The sequence below is a fragment of the Stutzerimonas stutzeri KOS6 genome (assembly GCF_000307775.2).
Lineage (GTDB): Bacteria > Pseudomonadota > Gammaproteobacteria > Pseudomonadales > Pseudomonadaceae > Stutzerimonas > Stutzerimonas stutzeri_B.
Map to the genome: position 1 here is coordinate 492754 of NZ_KK020675.1, position 19023 is coordinate 511776.

General features: G+C 60.6%; 20 protein-coding genes and 2 tRNA genes. 4 read left to right on the forward strand and 18 right to left on the reverse strand.

Features of this window, described 5'->3' with window-relative positions:
- The first annotated feature begins 21 nt into the window (after positions 1-21).
- Positions 22-873: a putative bifunctional diguanylate cyclase/phosphodiesterase gene (locus tag B597_RS26235; RefSeq protein ID WP_024161641.1), complete on the forward strand. Its 852-nt coding sequence runs from the start codon at positions 22-24 to the stop codon at positions 871-873.
- A gap of 811 nt (positions 874-1684) precedes the next feature.
- Here the strand turns inward: B597_RS26235 and B597_RS26240 are convergent.
- The 4 genes from B597_RS26240 to dapA form a co-directional block, all read right to left on the reverse strand.
- Positions 1685-1774: transfer RNA gene (locus B597_RS26240), tRNA-Ser, on the reverse strand.
- Between the two features lie 125 nt (positions 1775-1899).
- Positions 1900-2769, reverse strand: a complete 870-nt coding sequence (locus tag B597_RS26245; protein ID WP_003292843.1) for a phosphoribosylaminoimidazolesuccinocarboxamide synthase — start codon at positions 2767-2769, stop codon at positions 1900-1902.
- 96 nt (positions 2770-2865) lie between these two features.
- Positions 2866-3966, reverse strand: a complete 1101-nt coding sequence (gene bamC, locus B597_RS26250) for an outer membrane protein assembly factor BamC (protein WP_003292842.1) — start codon at positions 3964-3966, stop codon at positions 2866-2868.
- 16 nt (positions 3967-3982) lie between these two features.
- Positions 3983-4861 carry a 4-hydroxy-tetrahydrodipicolinate synthase gene (gene dapA, locus B597_RS26255; protein ID WP_003292841.1) on the reverse strand — a complete coding sequence of 293 codons (879 nt, stop codon included), beginning with the start codon at positions 4859-4861 and terminating at the stop codon, positions 3983-3985.
- A gap of 226 nt (positions 4862-5087) precedes the next feature.
- Between dapA and B597_RS26260 the strand changes: the two genes are divergently transcribed.
- Together B597_RS26260 and B597_RS26265 are read left to right on the forward strand one after the other, a co-directional pair.
- A complete protein-coding gene (locus B597_RS26260) occupies positions 5088-5648 on the forward strand; it encodes a glycine cleavage system transcriptional repressor (RefSeq protein ID WP_003292840.1) in 561 nt (186 codons plus the stop codon).
- A gap of 20 nt (positions 5649-5668) precedes the next feature.
- Positions 5669-6142, forward strand: a complete 474-nt coding sequence (locus tag B597_RS26265) for a peroxiredoxin (RefSeq protein WP_003292839.1) — start codon at positions 5669-5671, stop codon at positions 6140-6142.
- 33 nt (positions 6143-6175) lie between these two features.
- Here B597_RS26265 and B597_RS26270 read toward each other — a convergent pair whose 3' ends face one another.
- Both B597_RS26270 and B597_RS26275 read right to left on the reverse strand, forming a co-directional pair.
- Positions 6176-7252, reverse strand: a complete 1077-nt coding sequence (locus B597_RS26270; RefSeq protein ID WP_024161642.1) for an AI-2E family transporter — start codon at positions 7250-7252, stop codon at positions 6176-6178.
- A 21-nt stretch (positions 7253-7273) separates the two neighbouring features.
- Complete coding sequence (locus B597_RS26275; protein WP_003292837.1) at positions 7274-7525, reverse strand: sulfurtransferase TusA family protein; 252 nt, start codon at positions 7523-7525, stop codon at positions 7274-7276.
- Positions 7526-7634: 109 nt separating this feature from the next.
- On the opposite strand from B597_RS26275, the gene B597_RS26280 reads away from it, so the two are divergent.
- A complete protein-coding gene (locus B597_RS26280) occupies positions 7635-9065 on the forward strand; it encodes a M48 family metalloprotease (RefSeq protein ID WP_024161643.1) in 1431 nt (476 codons plus the stop codon).
- A gap of 44 nt (positions 9066-9109) precedes the next feature.
- Here B597_RS26280 and nadA read toward each other — a convergent pair whose 3' ends face one another.
- From nadA to ybgC, 12 genes are all read right to left on the reverse strand, one after another.
- On the reverse strand, positions 9110-10168 hold the full coding sequence (nadA, locus tag B597_RS26285) for a quinolinate synthase NadA (protein WP_003292836.1): 1059 nt from the start codon (positions 10166-10168) through the stop codon (positions 9110-9112).
- A 240-nt stretch (positions 10169-10408) separates the two neighbouring features.
- Positions 10409-11905: an acetyl-CoA hydrolase/transferase family protein gene (locus B597_RS26290; protein WP_003292835.1), complete on the reverse strand. Its 1497-nt coding sequence runs from the start codon at positions 11903-11905 to the stop codon at positions 10409-10411.
- A gap of 199 nt (positions 11906-12104) precedes the next feature.
- Positions 12105-12180 (reverse strand) — tRNA-Lys (locus tag B597_RS26295).
- A 73-nt stretch (positions 12181-12253) separates the two neighbouring features.
- Entirely contained in the window at positions 12254-12928 is a 675-nt protein-coding gene (gene queC / locus B597_RS26300) for a 7-cyano-7-deazaguanine synthase QueC (RefSeq protein ID WP_003292834.1), read from the reverse strand.
- Positions 12929-12967: 39 nt separating this feature from the next.
- Positions 12968-13609 carry a 7-carboxy-7-deazaguanine synthase QueE gene (queE, locus tag B597_RS26305; RefSeq protein ID WP_031323193.1) on the reverse strand — a complete coding sequence of 214 codons (642 nt, stop codon included), beginning with the start codon at positions 13607-13609 and terminating at the stop codon, positions 12968-12970.
- A 122-nt stretch (positions 13610-13731) separates the two neighbouring features.
- Positions 13732-14544: a tol-pal system protein YbgF gene (gene ybgF / locus B597_RS26310; RefSeq protein ID WP_003292832.1), complete on the reverse strand. Its 813-nt coding sequence runs from the start codon at positions 14542-14544 to the stop codon at positions 13732-13734.
- Between the two features lie 6 nt (positions 14545-14550).
- Positions 14551-15054 (reverse strand): peptidoglycan-associated lipoprotein Pal, encoded by a 504-nt coding sequence (pal, locus tag B597_RS26315; protein ID WP_003292831.1) that lies wholly within the window; start codon positions 15052-15054, stop codon positions 14551-14553.
- A gap of 46 nt (positions 15055-15100) precedes the next feature.
- Positions 15101-16405 carry a Tol-Pal system beta propeller repeat protein TolB gene (tolB, locus tag B597_RS26320; RefSeq protein WP_024161644.1) on the reverse strand — a complete coding sequence of 435 codons (1305 nt, stop codon included), beginning with the start codon at positions 16403-16405 and terminating at the stop codon, positions 15101-15103.
- Positions 16402-17400: a cell envelope integrity protein TolA gene (gene tolA, locus B597_RS26325; protein ID WP_003292829.1), complete on the reverse strand. Its 999-nt coding sequence runs from the start codon at positions 17398-17400 to the stop codon at positions 16402-16404. The genes tolB and tolA overlap by 4 nt, the downstream gene beginning before the upstream one ends.
- The gene (gene tolR / locus B597_RS26330) at positions 17400-17840 is read right to left on the reverse strand and encodes a protein TolR (RefSeq protein WP_003292828.1); all 441 of its coding nucleotides are present in this window, start codon (positions 17838-17840) and stop codon (positions 17400-17402) included. Before tolR ends, tolA begins: the two co-directional genes overlap by 1 nt.
- An 11-nt stretch (positions 17841-17851) precedes the next feature.
- On the reverse strand, positions 17852-18544 hold the full coding sequence (gene tolQ / locus B597_RS26335; RefSeq protein ID WP_003292827.1) for a protein TolQ: 693 nt from the start codon (positions 18542-18544) through the stop codon (positions 17852-17854).
- Positions 18545-18546: 2 nt separating this feature from the next.
- The gene (gene ybgC / locus B597_RS26340) at positions 18547-18990 is read right to left on the reverse strand and encodes a tol-pal system-associated acyl-CoA thioesterase (protein ID WP_003292826.1); all 444 of its coding nucleotides are present in this window, start codon (positions 18988-18990) and stop codon (positions 18547-18549) included.
- Positions 18991-19023 lie beyond the last annotated feature (33 nt).

Below are 19023 nucleotides of genomic sequence, written 5' to 3' on the forward strand. Positions count from 1 at the left end.
CGGTGTCCGGATGCTCGTGGAATGAGTGTCCGGATCAGCGTGGAATCACTGTCCGGATGTGCGTGGAATGGGTGTCCGAGTCAGCGTGGAATCCGCATCAACACCAGGATCTCGCTATCCACTGAATTCAAGCGCGCACTGGAAAACGGCGAATTTGAACTATGGTATCAGACTCAATTTAATGCCAGCGAAGATGTTTACGGAGCTGAAGCCCTCCTGCGATGGCGACATCCCTCGAAAGGACTCATACCCCCTTCCGACTTCATACCTCTCGCTGAACGCTCCAGTTTTATTGTGGATCTGGGTCGCTGGATTCTGGACAACGCTTGCCTCCAACTTTCCAGATGGCAAGATAAAATTTCGAATAAACACTTTACGCTATCCGTCAACGTCAGCGTCCAGCAACTTCGTCAAGATAACTTTGTGGAGGAAGTGCTTCAGTCCATCCAACGCCATAACGTCGCCCCAGGAAAACTTGTACTTGAGCTAACGGAAGGCGTGCTGGACGAAACTAACGACATCATATCCAGAAGGCTTCACGCATTACGCGAAAGCGGAATCCTCATCTCACTTGATGATTTTGGAACAGGCTACTCCTCACTTTCTCGACTCAAGAGAATGCCTTTTGATGAAATAAAGATTGATAAGTCTTTCATCAATGAAATACCCCATAACGAAGACGACTCGGCAATTGTTATGGCTATATTGGAACTTGGTAAGGCGATGCGTATGAGGGTTGTGGCTGAGGGCGTGGAAACCGCTGAACAGCTTAGCTTTCTTAAACGTAACGGATGCCAGGCATTCCAAGGCTACTACTATTCTGTTCCAACCCCTAACCCAGTGATCGGCCCCAGCGAGCCTGGGGACGAATGACAAAGCGTTGTTGCGAAGGCTCAGACGCTCGGCATAAAAATCGAAGTACGACTCGGTTTGGCTATTGATCGATAGTCATGCCAGAGCGCATCACCCCGCGCGCTGGGCAGTCGTAGCATGTACAGCGGAACCCCTTCGGCAGCCGTTTCGTAATGAACGCGGAAACATCCTGCCCCATGCGTCGCCGGCGATGACGATGCGCTATGCCCACCTTGCGCCAGAGCATCTCAAGGATGAGATCAGCCTAGGCTCTGTACGAAACGTGCCTGCGCTCGGTGATGCTTCGTTAAAAACGGGTTCGGAATGCTCATTTACAGCACGTAAACTCCGCCTCCTCACCCGTTTTTGCCTCGCCTGACCTTCGCTCGACGACTTTTCGTACAAAACCTAGGACCGCAATCATGGAGAAATGCCTTTCAGCCAGAGGCAGATCACTAGATCTGCGATATGCCTGCATCCCGGTTTATTTCTCCCTGGACTTGCCTGCGTCGCGGTGTTTGTCGCAGATCTGCCCGCCGTTATTCTGGGAGCGCAGCTGCTCTCCGCCACCGGGCGTGGATACATTTCCGTGCGGGCTCTTCGGTCTTCTGTCGGCCATAAGTGACGACCTCTTTTAGCTGCTGGATATCGACCGCAATCTCTACATCCGAGCCCACACTAAAGCTGCTCGAGAAATGTTGGACCATCAGAAGCTAGCAAAGAGCCATCCTCATCCTGCTGCTTGTTTCGACACTACTTCGACAACTGGCCGGTCTAGAAAAGCAAAAGCCCCCGAAACTCTAGGAATTTCAGGGGCTTAGGCTATATATGGTGGCGGAGAGATAGGGATTTGAACCCTAGGTACCCGCGAAGGTACAACGGATTTCGAATCCGTCCCGTTCGGCCACTCCGGCATCTCTCCAGCGGCGCGCATGATATCAGCTGAATCGCGTTTGTCGAACCCCAACCGCACAGATTTTTTGCGATTTTTCAGGCTATTGCGACGGCCCGCAGCCAGAACCGAGCGGTGCGGGCCGCGCGGGCCGGTCAGGCCGTCAGGCGAGTCAGCGCTTCACGGTATTTGTCGGCGGTCTTCTGCGCGACATCCGCCGGCACCGCAGGAGCGGGTGGCTCCTTGTTCCAGCCGGTGGACTCCAGCCAGTCACGGACGAACTGCTTGTCGAAGCTCGGCGGGTTCTTGCCTTCCTCGTAGCTATCGGCCGGCCAGAAGCGGCTGGAATCGGGCGTCAGCACTTCGTCCATCAGGGTCAGCGTGCCGTCTTCATCCAGGCCAAATTCGAACTTGGTGTCGGCAATGATGATGCCGCGCGTGGCTGCGTATTCAACGGCTGCGCTATAGAGCGCGATGGACACGTCGCGTACCCGAGCCGCCAGCTCGCTGCCGATGATGGCTTCACACTGCGCGAAGGAGATGTTCTCGTCGTGATCGCCCACGGCGGCCTTGGTGGAGGGCGTGAAGATCGGCTGCGGCAGCTTGGCCGCCTCTTTCAGGCCGGCCGGCAGCTGGATGCCGCAGACCGTGCCGCTCTTCTGGTATTCCTTCCAGCCGGAACCAACGATGTAGCCGCGCACGATGGCCTCCACAGCGACCGGCTTGAGGCGCTTGGCGACTACCGCGCGCCCCTCTACCAGCGGCAGCTCGGCGGCCGGGACCACATCCTCGACCTTGTCGCCGGTGAAGTGATTGGGAACCAGCCCCTTGAGCTTGTCGAACCAGAAGTTGGAGATGGCGGTGAGGATCTTGCCCTTCTCCGGGATCGGCTCGGCGAGAATCACGTCGAACGCCGAGAGACGATCGGTGGCGACCATGAGCATGCGTTTGTCGTCGATCTCGTAGAGATCACGAACCTTGCCCGAGTAAATTTTCTTCAGGCTGAGGGCGGTGGGACTGGTCATACGAAAGAACTTCCGCGGTTGGCAGGTCAGCAGAAACGAAACAGGCGAAACCCGGGGGCCTCGCCTATTCGTGTCGTGTCACGGGGCGGCTCGCGCTCAGCCCAGGTTGTCTTTGAGCAGGCCGAGTACGCGTCTGGCGACATCGGCTGGTGCGACGGTGTCGATGCTCTTGTCCAGCGTCACCTGAATGGCATTGCCCACACGCGTCAGGCGTACCTGATAGCGCTCGGCTCGCGCTTCGATTTCTTCCTTGTCCGGCGCACCGCCGAACAGGCGGCTGAAGAAGCCGGGCTTTTCGTCCGGATCGTTGGCGCGCTCGCTGAGGTTCACGTAATAGACACCCAGGCTCCGGTCAAGGTCGTCGACGCGCACATCGGCGGCCTGGAGCGCTCGGCCAACACTGGACCAGGCGCGATCGAAATCGCTGTCCAGCTGCAGGACCGGGTTGCCGCTCCCGTCCTCGGTCAGGCTCACACGGCTCGGTGCATCGAAGTCGCGCTCGGCCAGCAGTGAAACCGAACCACCCTCGCGCGTACTGCGATCCAGGCTCGCCTGCAGCTCATCGAGCAGTACCCGATCGAGCTCCTTGTTGCTGGAGCTGTCCGGCCAGTCCACATCGGCTCCGCTGCCGGCCGGACGTTTGACGCTGAGCACGAAAATCTCGCTGGTGTTGCTCTGCACACCGGGCTCGATACGGACGCGCACGCGGGTTTCGCCATCCTGGATGCCCAGGTCGCGCACCAGCGCCTCGTCCAGGTCGGCAGCCATCTGCCAGGCAGTGACGAACTCACCGGTCTGGCGCCGCTCTTCGGCGATGCCGAAGCCCTTGTCGGTGAAGAACTGCCGGGCCGCGACCCACACCTGCGACGGCGCATACTGCGCCACCAGCCAACGGGAATCGCCGGAGGACTGAACACTGAATTCGCTGACATCAGCTGCGACGACCAGGCGCTGAGGGCGCGGCACTTCGTACTTGCCCGAAACGCGGCTGTCGGCAACCTGCTGCGGGATCGGCAGCAGCGGGTCGAGCGGGCGGATTTCGCCGTCGACTGCAACCTGCATCGGCGCGGTCTGGTGCGCCGAAAGATAATCGCTTCCGCGGTCGCGGAAATATCCATCATCGCCCCACAGCCAGCCACAGCCGCTGGTTGTAGAGATGATCAGGGCAAGGGTCGAAAGTCCGGCCAGTCGCTTCATGCGTATTCCTTTGTTATTAAGCCAGCGCGCCGGTTTGGCGCATCGCCTGGCGCAGCGGTTCCTGGAAGCTCTGGCTCAGCCAGGTCAGCGGCAGACGGATGCCATTGCCCATCAGGGCCATCTCGTGCAGCGCCCACTTGACCGGGATCGGGTTGGCTTCCAGGAACAGAGCGCGATGCAGCGGCATCAGTCGCTCATTGATCGCCCGCGCAGTATCGGCATCACCCGCCATCGCCGCGGCACAGAGGTCACTCATGGCGCGCGGCGCCACGTTCGCGGTTACGGAGATGTTGCCCTTGCCACCCATGAGCATCAACTCGACGGCGGTGGGGTCATCGCCCGAATAGACAAGGAAGTCCTTGCTGACGCGATCCAGGACTTCCTGCCCGCGCTTGAGGTCGCCCGTGGCCTCCTTGATACCAATGATGTTGGATATCTTGGACAGGCGCTCGACGGTATCGGGCAACATGTCGCATACGGTGCGGCCGGGCACGTTGTAGAGAATCTGCGGAATCGCCACGGCTTCGGCGATATGTTTGAAGTGCAGGTACAGACCTTCCTGGGTCGGCTTGTTGTAATAAGGTGTCACCAGCAGGCAGGCGTCGGCGCCGGCGGACTTGGCGTTCTCGGTCAACTCGACTGCTTCGCTGGTGGAGTTGGCACCGGTTCCGGCGATCACCGGGATACGGCCGTTGACCTGGTCGACGACGCGCCGGATGACTTCGATGTGCTCGGCGACGCTCAGCGTGGCCGACTCGCCGGTGGTCCCGACTGCAACGATTGCATTGGTGCCTTCCTGCAAATGGAATTCCACCAGTTTGCTAAGGCTGTCCCAGTCCAGACCGCCCTGCGCATCCATGGGCGTGACCAGCGCCACCATACTGCCCGCAATCATGCAACCACTCCTGCCGGATTAAATAAAAGAGGCGTAATGGTACAAGGCTCCCAAGCGCTTTGCGAGTAGCCTGACGCTCGCCGTATGCGGTGGCCGAGCGCCTGCCCGGAACAGCCGCCCTCCGTATCCGTCCGGCGATACGCATTCCCTCCGACCACGCTTTTCGCTACCCTTAGCCGTTTTCGGCTTGGCTGGCCGACCGATTCACCACCGCCAGGAATGCTGCATGTCCACCCCCCCTCTACCCCGTGAACAATTTCTCGTCATCAGCGCACTCGGCGCCAACCCCATGGAGCTGACCAACGTGCTCTGCCGGGCTGCCAACGAGAATCGCTGCGCTGTGGTCAGCACCCGCCTGACACGTCATGGCGAGTGCAGCGCACTGGTCCTCGAAGTGGCCGGCAGCTGGGATGCCCTGGCCCGCATGGAGACCGCACTGCCGGGACTCTCGAAAAAGCATGCATTCACGGCCAACGTGGTACGCAGCGAGGCCCTGGAAAGCCGCCCGCAGGCGCTGCCCTATGTGGCCTACGTGAGCGCTGCCTATCGACCGGACATCCTCAACGAGCTGTGCCAGTTCTTCATCGACCACCGGGTCGAGCTGGAAAGCCTGACCTGCGATACCTACCAGGCTCCCCAGACCGGCGGCACCATGCTCAATGCCACGCTGACGGTGACGCTGCCGGCCGGGACCCAGATCAGCTGGCTGCGCGATCAGTTTCTCGATTTTGCCGACGCGCTGAACCTCGATGCATTGATCGAGCCATGGCGTCCCCAGAACCCGTAAGGCCCAGCACAGGAGTCAACATGGCTGTCGAAATCGATCATCCCGTTCCGTCTTTCCAGGCACAGGCCACCAGCAACCAGGTGATCAGCCCCGAATCGCTGGCCGGCAAGCAGGCCGTACTGTACTTCTACCCGAAGGACAACACGCCAGGTTGCACGACCCAAGGGCAAGGCTTTCGCGACCAGCACCAGGCGTTCCTCGCGGCGAACACGCTGGTCTTCGGCATCTCGCGCGACAGCCTGAAGACGCACGAGAACTTCCGTGCCAAGCAGGGCTTTCCCTTCGAACTGATCAGCGACAAGGATGAACAGCTCTGCCAGCTGTTCGACGTGATCAAGTTGAAAAAGCTCTACGGAAAGGAATATCTCGGCGTCGACCGCAGCACCTTCCTGATCGACCGCAACGGCGTATTGCGCCAGGAGTGGCGTGGCGTGAAGGTCCCCGGCCACGTGGAAGCGGTACTCAAGGCCGCCCAGGCGCTGAACGAGGCGTGAGCGGGCCGGCATCAAGCCAGCCGCTGTCCCACCTCACTCGCCGGCTTCGGCAACCGCCGCTGCCGGCCCGCGCGGCCAGGCATAGAGCACGGCCTTGAACAAGGTCGCCAACGGAATCGCGAAGAACACACCCCAGAAGCCCCAGAGCCCGCCGAACAGCAGCACCGCGCAAATGATCGCGACCGGATGCAAGTTCACCGCCTCGGAAAACAGTAATGGCACCAGCACGTTGCCATCCAATGCCTGAATGATCGCGTAGGCCACCATCAGATAGATGAACTGGTCGCCCAGCCCCCACTGGAACATGCCGATCAAGGCGATCGGGATGGTGACGACGGTCGCGCCGATGTAAGGCACCACGACCGAGATCCCCACCAGCATCGCCATCAGCGCTGCGTAGTTGAGCTCCAGCGCCGCGAAGACCGCATAGGACACCGCGGCGCAAATCAGAATCTCGATCACCTTGCCCCGAATGTAGTTGGCGATCTGCTGGTTCATCTCTTGGGAAACCTGGGTGATCAGCCCACGCTCACGGGGCAGGTAGCCCCGGATCCAGTCACCGATCTGCTGACGATCCTTGAGGAAGAAAAACACCAGAATCGGCACCAGAACCAGATAGATCATCAGCCCGATCAGCAGCGGCAGGCTGGACAGCGACGAGGTCAGCACCAACTGCCCATAGCGTCCGATCTCGCCGCGCATGAAGTCGATACCGCGCAGCACCTGCTCCTCGGTCACCAGCTGCGGATAACGCTCCGGCAACAGCAGCAACAGCGACTGCCACTCGACCAGCATCCGCGGCAGCTCATTGAAGAGCGTCAGCACCTGCTGCCAAAGCAGCGGCACGATGAACAGCGTGCAGACGACCAACACGCCGATGAACATCAGGAACACCAGCCACACTGCCAGCAGATGCGGCATCCGACGACGCTCCAGCGCACCGACCAGGCCTTGCATGAGAAACGCCAGCACCAGCCCAGCCAGTACCGGCGCAAGCATCTTGCCAAGCGTCAGGACGGCAGCGAATGCAAGGAACAGCAGCACCGCGAGAACGATCGCCTCCTCATGCGAGAAGTAACGCTGCATCCAACCGCGTAATACCTTGAGCATGTACATCCCCGGGGCGAATCGTCAGGCCTTGCGCAGCCAGTAGCGAAAGAGACCATCCTCGGCTTCTTCGTGCAGAAGCGCATGCCCCGCCAGCCTGGCGAAGCTGCGAAAATCGCGCTGCGAGCCCGGATCGCTGGCCGTGACCTTGAGCACGGCGCCGCTGGCCAGGCGATTGAGCTCCAGCTTGGCCTTGAGCAGAGGCATCGGACAGTCGAGCCCGACGGCATCCAGCTCGGCGTCGCAGGCGATTGCTCGCGATCGTGCATCAGTCATGGTTAGCCTCCACAGAAAAGCCATGCAGCATACCTAGCACAGCAGGACTCTGGCCAGCCGGCCAAGGTCAAGGCTACAGTAGCCCCTCTCCCCCAACGAGCCTGTCTGGATGAAACTGCTGCGCCCTGCCCTCCTCACGCTCACCTGTCTATTCGCCCAGCCGGTCCTGTCCAATGACCTGCCGTCGCTGGGCGACGCCAGCTCGGGCATCGTTTCACCGGAACAGGAGCACCTGCTCGGACGCGCCTGGCTCAGTCTGCTGCGCGGCCAGGTCAGCCAACTTTCCGATCCGCAGCTCAAGGACTACGTCGAAGATAGCGTCTACCGCCTCGCAGAAACGAGCAGGCTGGAAGATCGCCGGCTGGAATTCGTCCTGCTGGACAGCCCCCAGCTGAATGCCTTCGCGGCCCCCGGAGGGATCATCGGCGTCAATGGCGGCCTGTTCATCTACGCCCAGACCGAAGCGGAGTACGCCTCGGTCATGGCCCACGAACTGGCCCACCTGTCGCAGCGCCACTTCGCGCGTGGCCTGGAAGCCCAGCAACGCATGCAGCTACCGATGATGGCTGCGATGCTGGCAGGCGTCGTGGCCGCCGCTGCCGGCGCGGGCGACGCAGGCATCGCGGCGATCGTCTCCACCCAGGCGGCGGCGATCCAGGCCCAGCGCCGCTTTTCTCGCCAGAATGAGCAGGAGGCGGATCGCATCGGCATCGTCAATCTCGAGCGGGCCGGCTATGACCCGCGCGCAATGCCGTCCATGTTCGGACGGCTGATGCGCCAGTATCGCTATGACCAGAAGCCACCGGAGTTCTTGCTGACCCACCCCGTCAACGAGTCGCGCATCGCCGACACCACCAACCGAGCCGAGCAATATCCGCCAGGCGGCGCCCAGGACAGCCTGCGCTACCAGCTGATGCGGGCAAGAACACAGCTCAAGTTCGAGAGCACTCCAGGCGTCGGGGCCAAGCGCTTTCGCGCGATGCTCAACGAAAACCCGCAAATGGATGCCGCACGCTACGGCCTGGCACTGGCCCAGATCAAGGCAGGCCAACTCGCCGATGCCGGTGAAAGCCTGGCCCCCCTGCTGAGCAAGGCCCCGGATGACCTGTCCTACAACCTGGCGCAGATCGAGCTGGACATCACCTCCAACCGCCTGCAGCAGGCACAGACACGCCTGCAACGATTGCTTCAGCTTTATCCGGGCAACTACCCGGTGCGCCAGATGCACATCGACCTCTTGATGAAGCAGGGCGAGACACAAAAGGCCGAGCGGGAACTCGAACAACTCGCCGAGCAGCGGTCGCGAGATCCCGACATCTGGTATCAGGTTGCCGAAGTCCGCGGACTGAGTGGAAACATCGTCGGCCTGCATCAGGCTCGAGCCGAATACTTCGCGCTGGTGGGCGATTACGACCAGGGCATCGAACAGCTCGATCTGGCCAAGCGTCGAGCGGGCAACTTCCAGCTCGCTGCTCGGATCGATGCACGGCAGAAGCAGTTGATCGATGAAAAGCGCTCGGTCGACGAAATGCTGCGCTGAACCGGCAAGGGCCGTCGCAGAACGCTCAGCGCTCTGCGACGGACTCAGGCATTGCCCGCCTGTTTGAGCCGCGCGGCCTGGGTGAAATCCAGCATTCGCTTGAGCGGCTTGACCGCACGCGGAATGAGCGCCTGATCGACGAATATCTCGTTGCTGCCGGCCCGCAGGCACTCGAGCGTACGTTCCAGGGTATTCATCGCCATCCACGGGCAGTGCGCACAGCTGCGACAGGTTGCACCCTGGCCGGCAGTCGGCGCCTCGATGAAGATCTTCTCCGGGCAAAGCTGCTGCATCTTGTAGAAAATGCCACGGTCGGTCGCCACGATGAGTGTCTGCTGCGGCAATGTCTGCGCCGCCTTGATGAGCTGACTGGTGGATCCCACTGCGTCGGCGAGCTCGACCACGGCCTGCGGCGACTCCGGGTGCACCAGAATCGCGGCATCGGGGTAAAGCGCCTTCATGTCGGCCAGCTGCTTGGCCTTGAACTCTTCATGAACGATGCAGGCACCGTCCCATAGCAGCATATCCGCCCCGGTTTCGCGGCGAACGTAGTCGCCCAGATGCTTGTCCGGCGCCCAGATGATCTTCTCGCCGTTATCCATCAGGCTTTCGACGATTTCCAGCGCACAGCTGGACGTCACCACCCAGTCGGCCCGTGCCTTGACCGCTGCCGAAGTGTTCGCATAGACCACCACGGTGCGCTCGGGATGCTGATCGCAGAAGGCGGAAAAGTCCTCCACCGGGCAGCCCAGATCGAGCGAGCAAGTGGCCTCGAGGGTCGGCATCAGCACGCGCTTCTCGGGATTGAGGATCTTCGCCGTTTCGCCCATGAACTTGACGCCGGCGACCAGTACGGTCTGTGCCGGGTGCTCATTGCCGAAACGCGCCATTTCCAGGGAATCGGAAACGCAGCCGCCGGTTTCCTCCGCCAGGGCCTGGATCACTGGATCGGTATAGTAATGCGCCACCAGCACTGCGTTCTGGCGCTTCAACTCGACAGCTATCTCGCTGCGCAACTGCGCTTGCTGCTCAGGCGTAAGAGGCTTGGGCTGCATGGCGGCCAGGTGAGCCTGCACAAGAATGCGTTCGGGTATCTGCGTCATGGTCGCGGGTCCTGCCAACACGAAATTGCACGAAGCGCCGACCACAACGGCGTAACCCGGCATGATACGGCTTGTCGATAACAGGAGAGGCACAGGGTTCGACACACCTCCTGCCATTCGACGGGGCAGGAATACTAGCCGAAGCATCTGCTAAAGGGAAAGCGCGGGAGTCGCATGCGAAGCACTGGATGGCACCCCGCGAAATGAAAACCGCCGGCATCAGCCGGCGGTTATTTTGGATCACTCGCCCTTGAGCATGTGTCCACGTTCTTCCAGGTTGATATGCCACTGCATGGCTTCGCCCAGCAGATGCGGCGTCTGCCCGCCCTTCTTGCAGGCGTCGTCGAAGTACTTGTTCAGCGCATCGCGGTAGGACGGGTGTACGCAGTTGTCGATGATGACGCGCGCACGCTCGCGCGGAGCGAGGCCACGCAGGTCGGCCAGACCCTGCTCGGTCACCAGGATCTCGACGTCGTGCTCTGTGTGGTCGACATGAGCCACCATTGGCACGACGCTGGAGATGTTGCCGCCCTTGGCGATCGACTTGGTCACGAAGATGGCCATGTGGGCGTTACGCGCGAAATCGCCCGAACCGCCGATGCCGTTCATCATCTTGGTGCCACCCACGTGAGTGGAGTTGACGTTGCCGTAGATGTCGAACTCCAGCGCAGTGTTGATGCCGATGATGCCCAGGCGGCGCACCAGCTCAGGATGGTTGGAGATTTCCTGCGGACGCAGAATCAGTTTGTCCTTGTACTTTTCCAGGTTGCCGAACACGCGGTCGTTGCAGCGCTCGGACAGGGTGATGGAGCAACCGGAGGCGAAAGTCATCTTGCCGGCGTCGATCAGCTCGAAGGTGCAGTCCTGCAGTACTTCGGAGTACATGACCAGATCTTCGAACGGCGAGTCGATCAGACCGCACATCACGGCGTTGGCGATGTTGCCGATACCCACCTGCATCGGGCCGAGGTTCTTGGCCATGCGCCCGGCTTCGACTTCACTCTTGAAGAACTCGACCAGGTGGTTGGCAATGGCCTGGGTTTCTTCGTCCGGCGGCGTAACCGTGGAGTAGGAGTCCGGCTGGTCGGTAATGACGATCGCAGCGATCTTGGCCGGGTCAACCGGAATCGCGGCAGTGCCCAGACGGTCATCGACCTTGGTCAGCGGAATCGGACCGCGATTCGGACGCTCGCCCGGGAAATAGATGTCATGCAGACCTTCCAGGTTCAGGTTGTGCGCCAGGTTCAGCTCGATGATCACCTGATCGGCAAACATTGCCAGGTTGGCCGAGTTACCGACGGAGGTGGTCGGAACGATATGGCCGTCCTCGGTGATGCACAGCGCTTCGACGATGGTGACGTCCGGACGCTTGATCTGATGGTTGCGCATCTGCTCGACGGTGTGCGACAGGTGCTGGTCGATGAACATGACCTCGCCCTGGTTGATGGCCTTGCGCAGCACCGGATCCGCCTGGAACGGCATGCGACGAGCCAGCAGGCCGGCAGAAGCCATCTTGCCATCCAGGTCGTTACCGAGGCTGGCACCGGTGACCAGGCTGATCTTCAGCTTCTCGTCCTTGGCACGGTCGATCAGCGCAAGGGGTACTGCCTTGGCTTCCCCCGCACGGGTGAAGCCGCTCATGCCAACGGTCATGCCGTCGCGAATAAGGGAAGCGGCCTCTTGGGCGCTCATGACCTTGTTCTGCAGAGAGGACAAGCGGATGCGATCAGAATACATTTGAGCCTCGAACCAACGGACAATCAGGAAGGTCGCAGTCTATTACGTTTAAAAACGCTTGAGCCACCTACTAAGGTCGTAGAGAAAAAAGTGGCTTATGGCCGAACGTAGCACTCGCGCGGAGCCGAGCGAAAAAGCGGGCATAAAAAAGCCGGACGACCTGTCGGTCTCCGGCTTTCTCTGCTCCCTGAGGAGAATCTGGTGGGTCGTGTAGGATTCGAACCTACGACCAATTGGTTAAAAGCCAACTGCTCTACCAACTGAGCTAACGACCCGATGCGGGGCGCATGATACTGATTTGATTGATGAAAAAAAAGTTTTTTTTAAAAAACTTTGTTCAGCGAACCTTCAGCGATAACGAGTCGGATCGGCCAGCCCGGCCTCGGCGAAACCCGCAGCCCGCAGCCGGCAACTGTCGCACTTGCCACATGCCCGCCCATCCTCGTCAGCCTGATAGCAGGACACGGTCATCGCGTAGTCAACACCCAGGCGCGCGCCTTCCTGAACGATCCGCGCCTTGCTCATGTCCTGCAGCGGGGCCTGGATGCGAAAACCTGTACCCTCCACGCCCGCCTTGGTCGCCAGATTGGCCATGCGCTCGAACGCCGCGACGAATTCGGGACGACAGTCCGGATAGCCAGAGTAATCCACCGCATTGACGCCGATGAAGATGTCCTGCGCACCCAGGACTTCCGCCCAGCCAAGCGCCAGCGAAAGGAAAACGGTATTGCGAGCCGGCACATAGGTAACCGGGATACCGTCGCCAGGCGACTCGGGCACATCGATGCTCTCATCGGTCAGTGCCGAGCCACCGATACCGTTGAGGTTGAGCCCTATGACCTTGTGCTCGACCACGCCCAACTGCCTGGCAACGCGCTCCGCAGCCTGCAGTTCGGCACGATGACGCTGCCCGTAATCGAAGCTCATGGTGTAGCAGGCGTAGCCCTGATCACGGGCCATTGCGACGACCGTAGCCGAATCAAGCCCACCAGACAGCAGAATGACTGCCTTCTTATCGTTCATTGCGCATTACCCTCAAAGCAAATTACCGAGGCCGGTGATTCAGTGGCCTGGCGCGTCATTCCAGATGATCTTGTGCAGCTGCAACTGCAACCTGACCGGCAGGTTGTCGGCAACGATCCAGTCGGCCAGCGCACGCACATCGACCTGGCCATGGCTCGGCGAGAACAGTACTTCGCCAGCCCGGCGATCAAGGCCGTACTCGATCAGCTTGCTGACAGCCCAGTCATAGTCCTCGCGCGAGCAGATGACGAACTTCACCTGATCGTTGCGCGTAAGGCAGCCAATGTTCTCGTAGCGATTGCGCGCAATTTCGGCAGAACCTGGCGTTTTCAGGTCGACCACGCGACTCACCCGCTCGTCTACCGCGGAAATATCGAGTGCGCCACTGGTTTCCAGCGACACCTCGTACCCGGCATCGCACAGGCGCCGCAGCAGTGGCACACAATTGGGCTGGGCCAGCGGCTCTCCACCGGTGACACAGACGTAACGAGGGTTATAGCTGGCGACGCGTTCGACGATCGCATCGAGGGACATCAGCTCTCCGCCACTGAACGCGTAGGCGGTATCGCAATATTGACAGCGCAGGGGACAGCCAGTGAGGCGAACGAACACCGTGGGCAGTCCACTGGTGCGCGTCTCGCCCTGCAGCGAGTAGAAGATCTCGGTAATTCGCAGGGTCATATCAGCCACGGGCGTGACGGCTAGACAGGCCATCCGCCTCCGTTGCAAGGAATAGGGGCGGCGATTCTAACGAAAAAACCCGCACAATGGGCGGGTTTCGTTCGTTATCACCAACGGTGACTTCAGCGATTGAGCTGGCGCTGGGCAAGCTGGGCCGCAGAAGTGTTCGGATACTGCGAAATGACCTGACGCAGAATGCCCTGGGCCTTGTCCCGATTCCCCAGCCGAATCTCGACATCGGCCAGCTTGTAGAGCGAATCCGGCACCTTGCTGTGCTGCGGATAAGCCTGACTTACGCGAGCAAAAGCCTGGCCGGCGCCTTGCAAATCGCCCTTGGCCAGATTGACTTCGCCCAGCCAGTATTGGGCGTTGCCCGCATATTGACTGTCGGGGTATTTACGCAAAAAAGCCGCGAACGCCTGGCTGGCCCTGTCGAAGTCCTTTGCCTTGATCAGGTCGAAAGCAGCGTCGTAATAGAGCTTTTCCTGCGCCGGGTCGCTCGACTCGCTACGCCCCTGCCCTTGCGCGGCGGCATTGGCACTGGCATCGGCGGCGGATGATGCCTCTTGGGGCGCCACCGCCTGATTGGCAGCAGCTGCGGACCCGCTCGACAGGCGTCGATCCAGATCCTGATAACGTTCCAGCCCCTCTTGCTGCAGGCGCTGGATCTCATTCTGTTGCACCTCGAGCATGCCGCGCAATTGCGCGATCTCTTCCTGCATCTGCTGCAGTTGCATGAAGAGCATGCCCTGCGCCGAAGATGGGGCGACAGCCCCACCTCCGGCATAGGCACCATCACCGCTCGGCGCAGCCGCGGAATATCCGGAGCCGGTGCCAGTGGCACCCTGCTCGTAATCCACGACCGGCACTTGAGCCAGCGCCATCAGCGGCAGCCCGAGCACTGTAAAAGTCAGAGCGTGACGGTACTTTCGCATGACGACTTACTTACGCAGTTCGACGCGACGGTTCTGAGCCCAGGACTGCTCGTCGTTACCCATGGCAACCGGACGCTCCTCGCCGTAGGAAACCAGTTCCAGCTGGGCCGGGGAAACACCCTGCAGGACCAGGTAACGCTGAACGGCCTTGGAGCGGCGCTCGCCCAGAGCCATGTTGTACTCACGGGTACCACGCTCGTCGGTGTGGCCTTCCAGAACGACGCGAGCGCCGTTGCCTTTCAGGTCCTTGGCGTGAACGTCCAGAGCGCGCATGGCTTCCGGCTTCAGGTCGGAGCTGTCGTACTCGAAGTAGAAGGTGGTGATGGCGCGCAGAGCAGCTTCTTCGCTCATGCTGCCGTCGACGGCACCGGAGTCAGCACCATAACCAGCATTCGGATCGATCGCGCCCGAACCCTCGCCCGAATCGTCGCCGCCTTTGGACGAACAACCGACAGCAACAGCCATGGCCAGAGCCAGAGCGGTGAACTTACCGAATTTCAGCATTTCCATTTGTAACAACCCCAGGTGTGTTTTGGTTAAAAGCGTTGATACCGCATCAGTTCAGGTAAGGGGACCAGGACGGCTCTCGGACTTCGCCTTGAGCTGTAGGAAGCGGGAGCCTAACGCGTCCATTGATGGACACGAGCATCAAGACTCCCCGGCCCTGCTGGCGGGTGGCGTAGATTAGCATGGTGCCATTAGGCGCAACAGTGGGCGACTCATCCAGACTGGTATCAGAAAGTATGCGCAGGTTGCCGCGCTGCAGATCCTGAGCAGCAACCTTGAAGTTGGTGTAGCCATCCTGACGATGAATCATGACCAGGGTCTTCTCGTCGGCCGACAGTTTCGGGTTGGCGTTGTAGTTGCCGACGAAGGTCACCCGCTCGGCAGAGTTGGTACCCAGCCGCTGCTTGTACACCTGCGGCTTGCCCGCGCGGTCGGACGTGTAATAGATGGTCTGACCGTCAGCTCCCCAGAACGGTTCGGTATCGATCGCATAGTGATTGGTCAGGCGCTGCAACTGCCGCGAGCCCAGGTCCATCACGTAGACCTCGGGATTGCCGTCCTTCGACAGCACGAACGCCAGGCGATTACCGTCCGGGGAAAACGCCGGAGCGCCGTTCAACCCTTCGAAATTGGTGATCTGCTCGCGTCGACCGGTATCGATGTGCTGGATGAAGATGCGTGGACGCTTCTGCTCGAACGAAACGTAGGCGATGCGACGTCCGTCCGGCGAATAGCGTGGCGAGAGGATGGGTTCGCGCGACTGCAGCAAGGTCACTGCGCGCGCACCGTCATAGTCCGAGCGCTGCAGCGTATAACGGGTATTCGCGCCACCCAGCCGCTCGACAGTCACGTACAACAGGCGGGTCGAGAACGCCCCCTTGATGCCGGTCAGTTTCTCGAACGCCTGATCCGCGGCATGGTGAGCCATGTCGCGCAGCTGATCCGAACCGCCACCGACCGTTCCGCTCATCACTTGCTGCTCGGTGGCAACATTGAATACCTCGTAGCGAATCTGCAGACGACCGCCCGCCGGCTCGATGTTGCCCACCATCACATACTGGGCGCCCAGCGCCTTCCAGTCGCGATAGATGATCTCGCTGCCACGGCTCGGCATGCTGATCATGTTCTGCCGCGCAATGGGCTGGAACGTGCCCGAGTTACGCAGGTCGTTACCGATGATTTCCGCCATGTCCTCCGGCAGCACGGTACCGCCCTGCCAGCCGAAAGGCACCACGGCGATCGGAATCGCACGATCGGCACCGCTGGTCACGACGATGTTTTTCTCCTGCGCCACCGCCATTCCTGTCAGGCAGCACAACAAAAGGACAAGTAGACCTCGAAGGGAGTTGATCACAACGCAAGATCCTCAGGCGTGAATGTCATTTTGAATGAACGGTAGGGCTGAAATTCCTGCGGGCTCAGGCCCTGCATTTCAGTCAACCGACCGATGTTCTTCACTGCGGCAACCGCAGAATTGTCGAAGGGTACGTCACCGCTCGATCGCGAAACACCGACGTTGGTGATAGTGCCATCCGGAAGCATGTTGACCTGCAACTGTACGGTCATGTTGTTGCGCGCTGATGGTGGGCGGGTCCAACCTTCCGCGGCACGCAGCCGAATCAGGTCATCGAAGTTACCGGATACCTGATCGCCTTGCGTATCAGCCATCGCCTGTTGACGTTCGGTGGAGTCGGACAGCAGCTCGGCAAGCGCCTGAGCCTTCTTGTCCTCTGCCGCCTTGCGTGCAGCTTCTGCCGCAGCTTTCTTCTTGGCTTCTTCCGCCGCCTTTTTCCTGGCTGCCTCGGCCGCAGCCTTCTTCTTCGCGTCCTCGGCTGCTTTGCGCTTGGCCTCTTCGGCGGCCTTCTTCTTGGCCTCCTCGGCCGCTTTCTTCTTGGCCGCCTCTTCTGCAGCTTTCTTCTTCGCGATCTCAGCCTGTTTCTGCTGCTCGACCTTCTTGGCCGCCTCGGCCTTCTTGGCTGCAGCAGCCTTCTCGGCAGCCGCTTTCGCCGCTTCGGCCTTTCGAGCCTCCTCAGCCTTCTTTTGTTCCGCAACGCGAGCGGCAACCTGCTTTTCCTGCTCGACCTTGCGCTGCTCCATCTGCTCGGTCTCGAACTGCTTGGCAGCGGTCTTCTTCGCCTCGCCGGCGATCTTCTGGTTGGTCTGCGTGGTCGCCTGGCTCTGCGACTTGAGCTGATACAGAGTGGCCTGCACGATCGGCTTGGATGGCGGCAGCTCGGGCGTCATGGAAAAACTGACGAACAGCATGCCGAAGATGAGCAAATGCAGGCCGACCGCAAGCACGGTCGGCCAGAAATAGCCCTGCGAAGGCGAGGAGTCGCGCTGCTGCATCAGGGCGCCTCGGTGATCAGGCCGACATTGCCCACACCGGCCTCCTGCAGACCACCCATGGCAGCCATGACCGAGCCGTAATCGACGGCCCGGTCGCCACGAATGAACACCTGGGTATCCGGGCGCTGGCGCATGATGGCGACGACGGCACGGGTCATGTCTTCCAGCGCTACCGCCTCGTTACCCTTGCTCTCGGTGTCGACTTCGCTGCCGACATTCCAGTAGTAGGTCTTGTCCGCCTTGATGGAGATGGTCAACACCTGCTTGTCGTTGTCCTGCGGCAAGGCCTCGCTGCTGACCTTGGGCAGATCGACCTTGACGCCCTGGTTGAGCATCGGCGCCGTGACCATGAAGATGACCAGCAGCACCAGCATCACATCGATGTAAGGCACCACGTTCATCTCGGCGACGGGCTTGCGTCTGTTGCGGATTCTGGCCATGGCCGTGGGCCTCAGTCTTCGGTGGTGTGGACTTTGCGGTGAAGGATGGCCTGGAACTCGTCGGCGAAGGTGTAGTAGCGGCCAATGAGCATCTCGCCGCGCGCAGCGAAACGGTTGTAGGCGATCACCGCGGGAATCGCGGCAAACAGGCCGATCGCCGTGGCGATCAGCGCTTCGGCGATACCCGGAGCCACGGTTGCCAGCGTTGCCTGCTGCACCTGCGCAAGACCGCGGAAGGAGTTCATGATCCCCCAGACAGTACCGAACAGGCCGATATACGGACTGGTGGAGCCAACGGTGGCGAGAAATGGCAGGCTCTGCTCCAGTTTCTCCTCTTCACGCGAAATCGCCACGCGCATGGCACGGTTGACGCCATCCATCACTGCATCGGGATCGACGCCGGACTGTTGGCGCAGACGGGAAAACTCCTTGAAGCCGGCACGGAAGATCTGCTCGACACCTGAGTCCGGATCAGGATTGCTACCGGCCTGCCGATAAAGCTTGGACAGGTCGATACCCGACCAGAAGCGCTCCTCGAAAGTATCCAGCGCCCGCTTTGCGGCGCGCAGCATGCTGCCGCGCTGAAAAATCAGAATCCACGAGGTCACCGAAGCGGCGACAAGGATCAGCATGACCAGTTGCACCACGAAGCTGGCGTTGCTGATCAGGCTCCACATGGACATATGATCGACGTTGGCTTCCACGCTTACTCTCCTACAGGGGATAGACCCGAGCCCGCGAAGGCTTCGCGCAGCTCTTCGGGAATGGCTCGGGGTTTCAAACTCTCGGCACGCACGCAGGCCACCAGCACCTGCCCCTCACACAGCAAAACATCATCCATCGCGCGACGAACCTGTTGACGGAAACGCAGGCTGGCACGATTCAGCTCGATCACTTCGGCCGTCACCAGCAGTTCATCATCCAGGCGCGCCGGCGCCCGGTAGCGCGCCTCGACCGAATGCACGACGAACAGCAAGTCCTCACCAGCCAGCTGCGACTGGGCGAATCCCAGGATGCGCAACCGCTCGGTACGAGCTCGCTCCATGAATTTGAGGTAATTGACGTAGTAGACGATGCCCCCCGCATCGGTGTCCTCGTAGTAGACACGACAACGGTGGGTGAAGATCTCGGCTTCGGCTTGCGCGCGCATACTAGTGCTCGGCCCTGTAAATGCCAATCGGGT

What these genes read in the sequence shown, in the direction of transcription:
- B597_RS26235 (WP_024161641.1), top strand. Translation starts at nt 22, where the DNA reads ATGAGTGTCCGGATCAGCGTGGAATCACTGTCCGGATGTGCGTGGAAT.
- B597_RS26245 (WP_003292843.1), bottom strand. Translation starts at nt 2,769, where the DNA reads ATGACCAGTCCCACCGCCCTCAGCCTGAAGAAAATTTACTCGGGCAAG.
- bamC (WP_003292842.1), bottom strand. Translation starts at nt 3,966, where the DNA reads ATGAAGCGACTGGCCGGACTTTCGACCCTTGCCCTGATCATCTCTACA.
- dapA (WP_003292841.1), bottom strand. Translation starts at nt 4,861, where the DNA reads ATGATTGCGGGCAGTATGGTGGCGCTGGTCACGCCCATGGATGCGCAG.
- B597_RS26260 (WP_003292840.1), top strand. Translation starts at nt 5,088, where the DNA reads ATGTCCACCCCCCCTCTACCCCGTGAACAATTTCTCGTCATCAGCGCA.
- B597_RS26265 (WP_003292839.1), top strand. Translation starts at nt 5,669, where the DNA reads ATGGCTGTCGAAATCGATCATCCCGTTCCGTCTTTCCAGGCACAGGCC.
- B597_RS26270 (WP_024161642.1), bottom strand. Translation starts at nt 7,252, where the DNA reads ATGCTCAAGGTATTACGCGGTTGGATGCAGCGTTACTTCTCGCATGAG.
- B597_RS26275 (WP_003292837.1), bottom strand. Translation starts at nt 7,525, where the DNA reads ATGACTGATGCACGATCGCGAGCAATCGCCTGCGACGCCGAGCTGGAT.
- B597_RS26280 (WP_024161643.1), top strand. Translation starts at nt 7,635, where the DNA reads ATGAAACTGCTGCGCCCTGCCCTCCTCACGCTCACCTGTCTATTCGCC.
- nadA (WP_003292836.1), bottom strand. Translation starts at nt 10,168, where the DNA reads ATGACGCAGATACCCGAACGCATTCTTGTGCAGGCTCACCTGGCCGCC.
- B597_RS26290 (WP_003292835.1), bottom strand. Translation starts at nt 11,905, where the DNA reads ATGTATTCTGATCGCATCCGCTTGTCCTCTCTGCAGAACAAGGTCATG.
- queC (WP_003292834.1), bottom strand. Translation starts at nt 12,928, where the DNA reads ATGAACGATAAGAAGGCAGTCATTCTGCTGTCTGGTGGGCTTGATTCG.
- queE (WP_031323193.1), bottom strand. Translation starts at nt 13,609, where the DNA reads ATGACCCTGCGAATTACCGAGATCTTCTACTCGCTGCAGGGCGAGACG.
- ybgF (WP_003292832.1), bottom strand. Translation starts at nt 14,544, where the DNA reads ATGCGAAAGTACCGTCACGCTCTGACTTTTACAGTGCTCGGGCTGCCG.
- pal (WP_003292831.1), bottom strand. Translation starts at nt 15,054, where the DNA reads ATGGAAATGCTGAAATTCGGTAAGTTCACCGCTCTGGCTCTGGCCATG.
- tolA (WP_003292829.1), bottom strand. Translation starts at nt 17,400, where the DNA reads ATGCAGCAGCGCGACTCCTCGCCTTCGCAGGGCTATTTCTGGCCGACC.
- tolR (WP_003292828.1), bottom strand. Translation starts at nt 17,840, where the DNA reads ATGGCCAGAATCCGCAACAGACGCAAGCCCGTCGCCGAGATGAACGTG.
- ybgC (WP_003292826.1), bottom strand. Translation starts at nt 18,990, where the DNA reads ATGCGCGCGCAAGCCGAAGCCGAGATCTTCACCCACCGTTGTCGTGTC.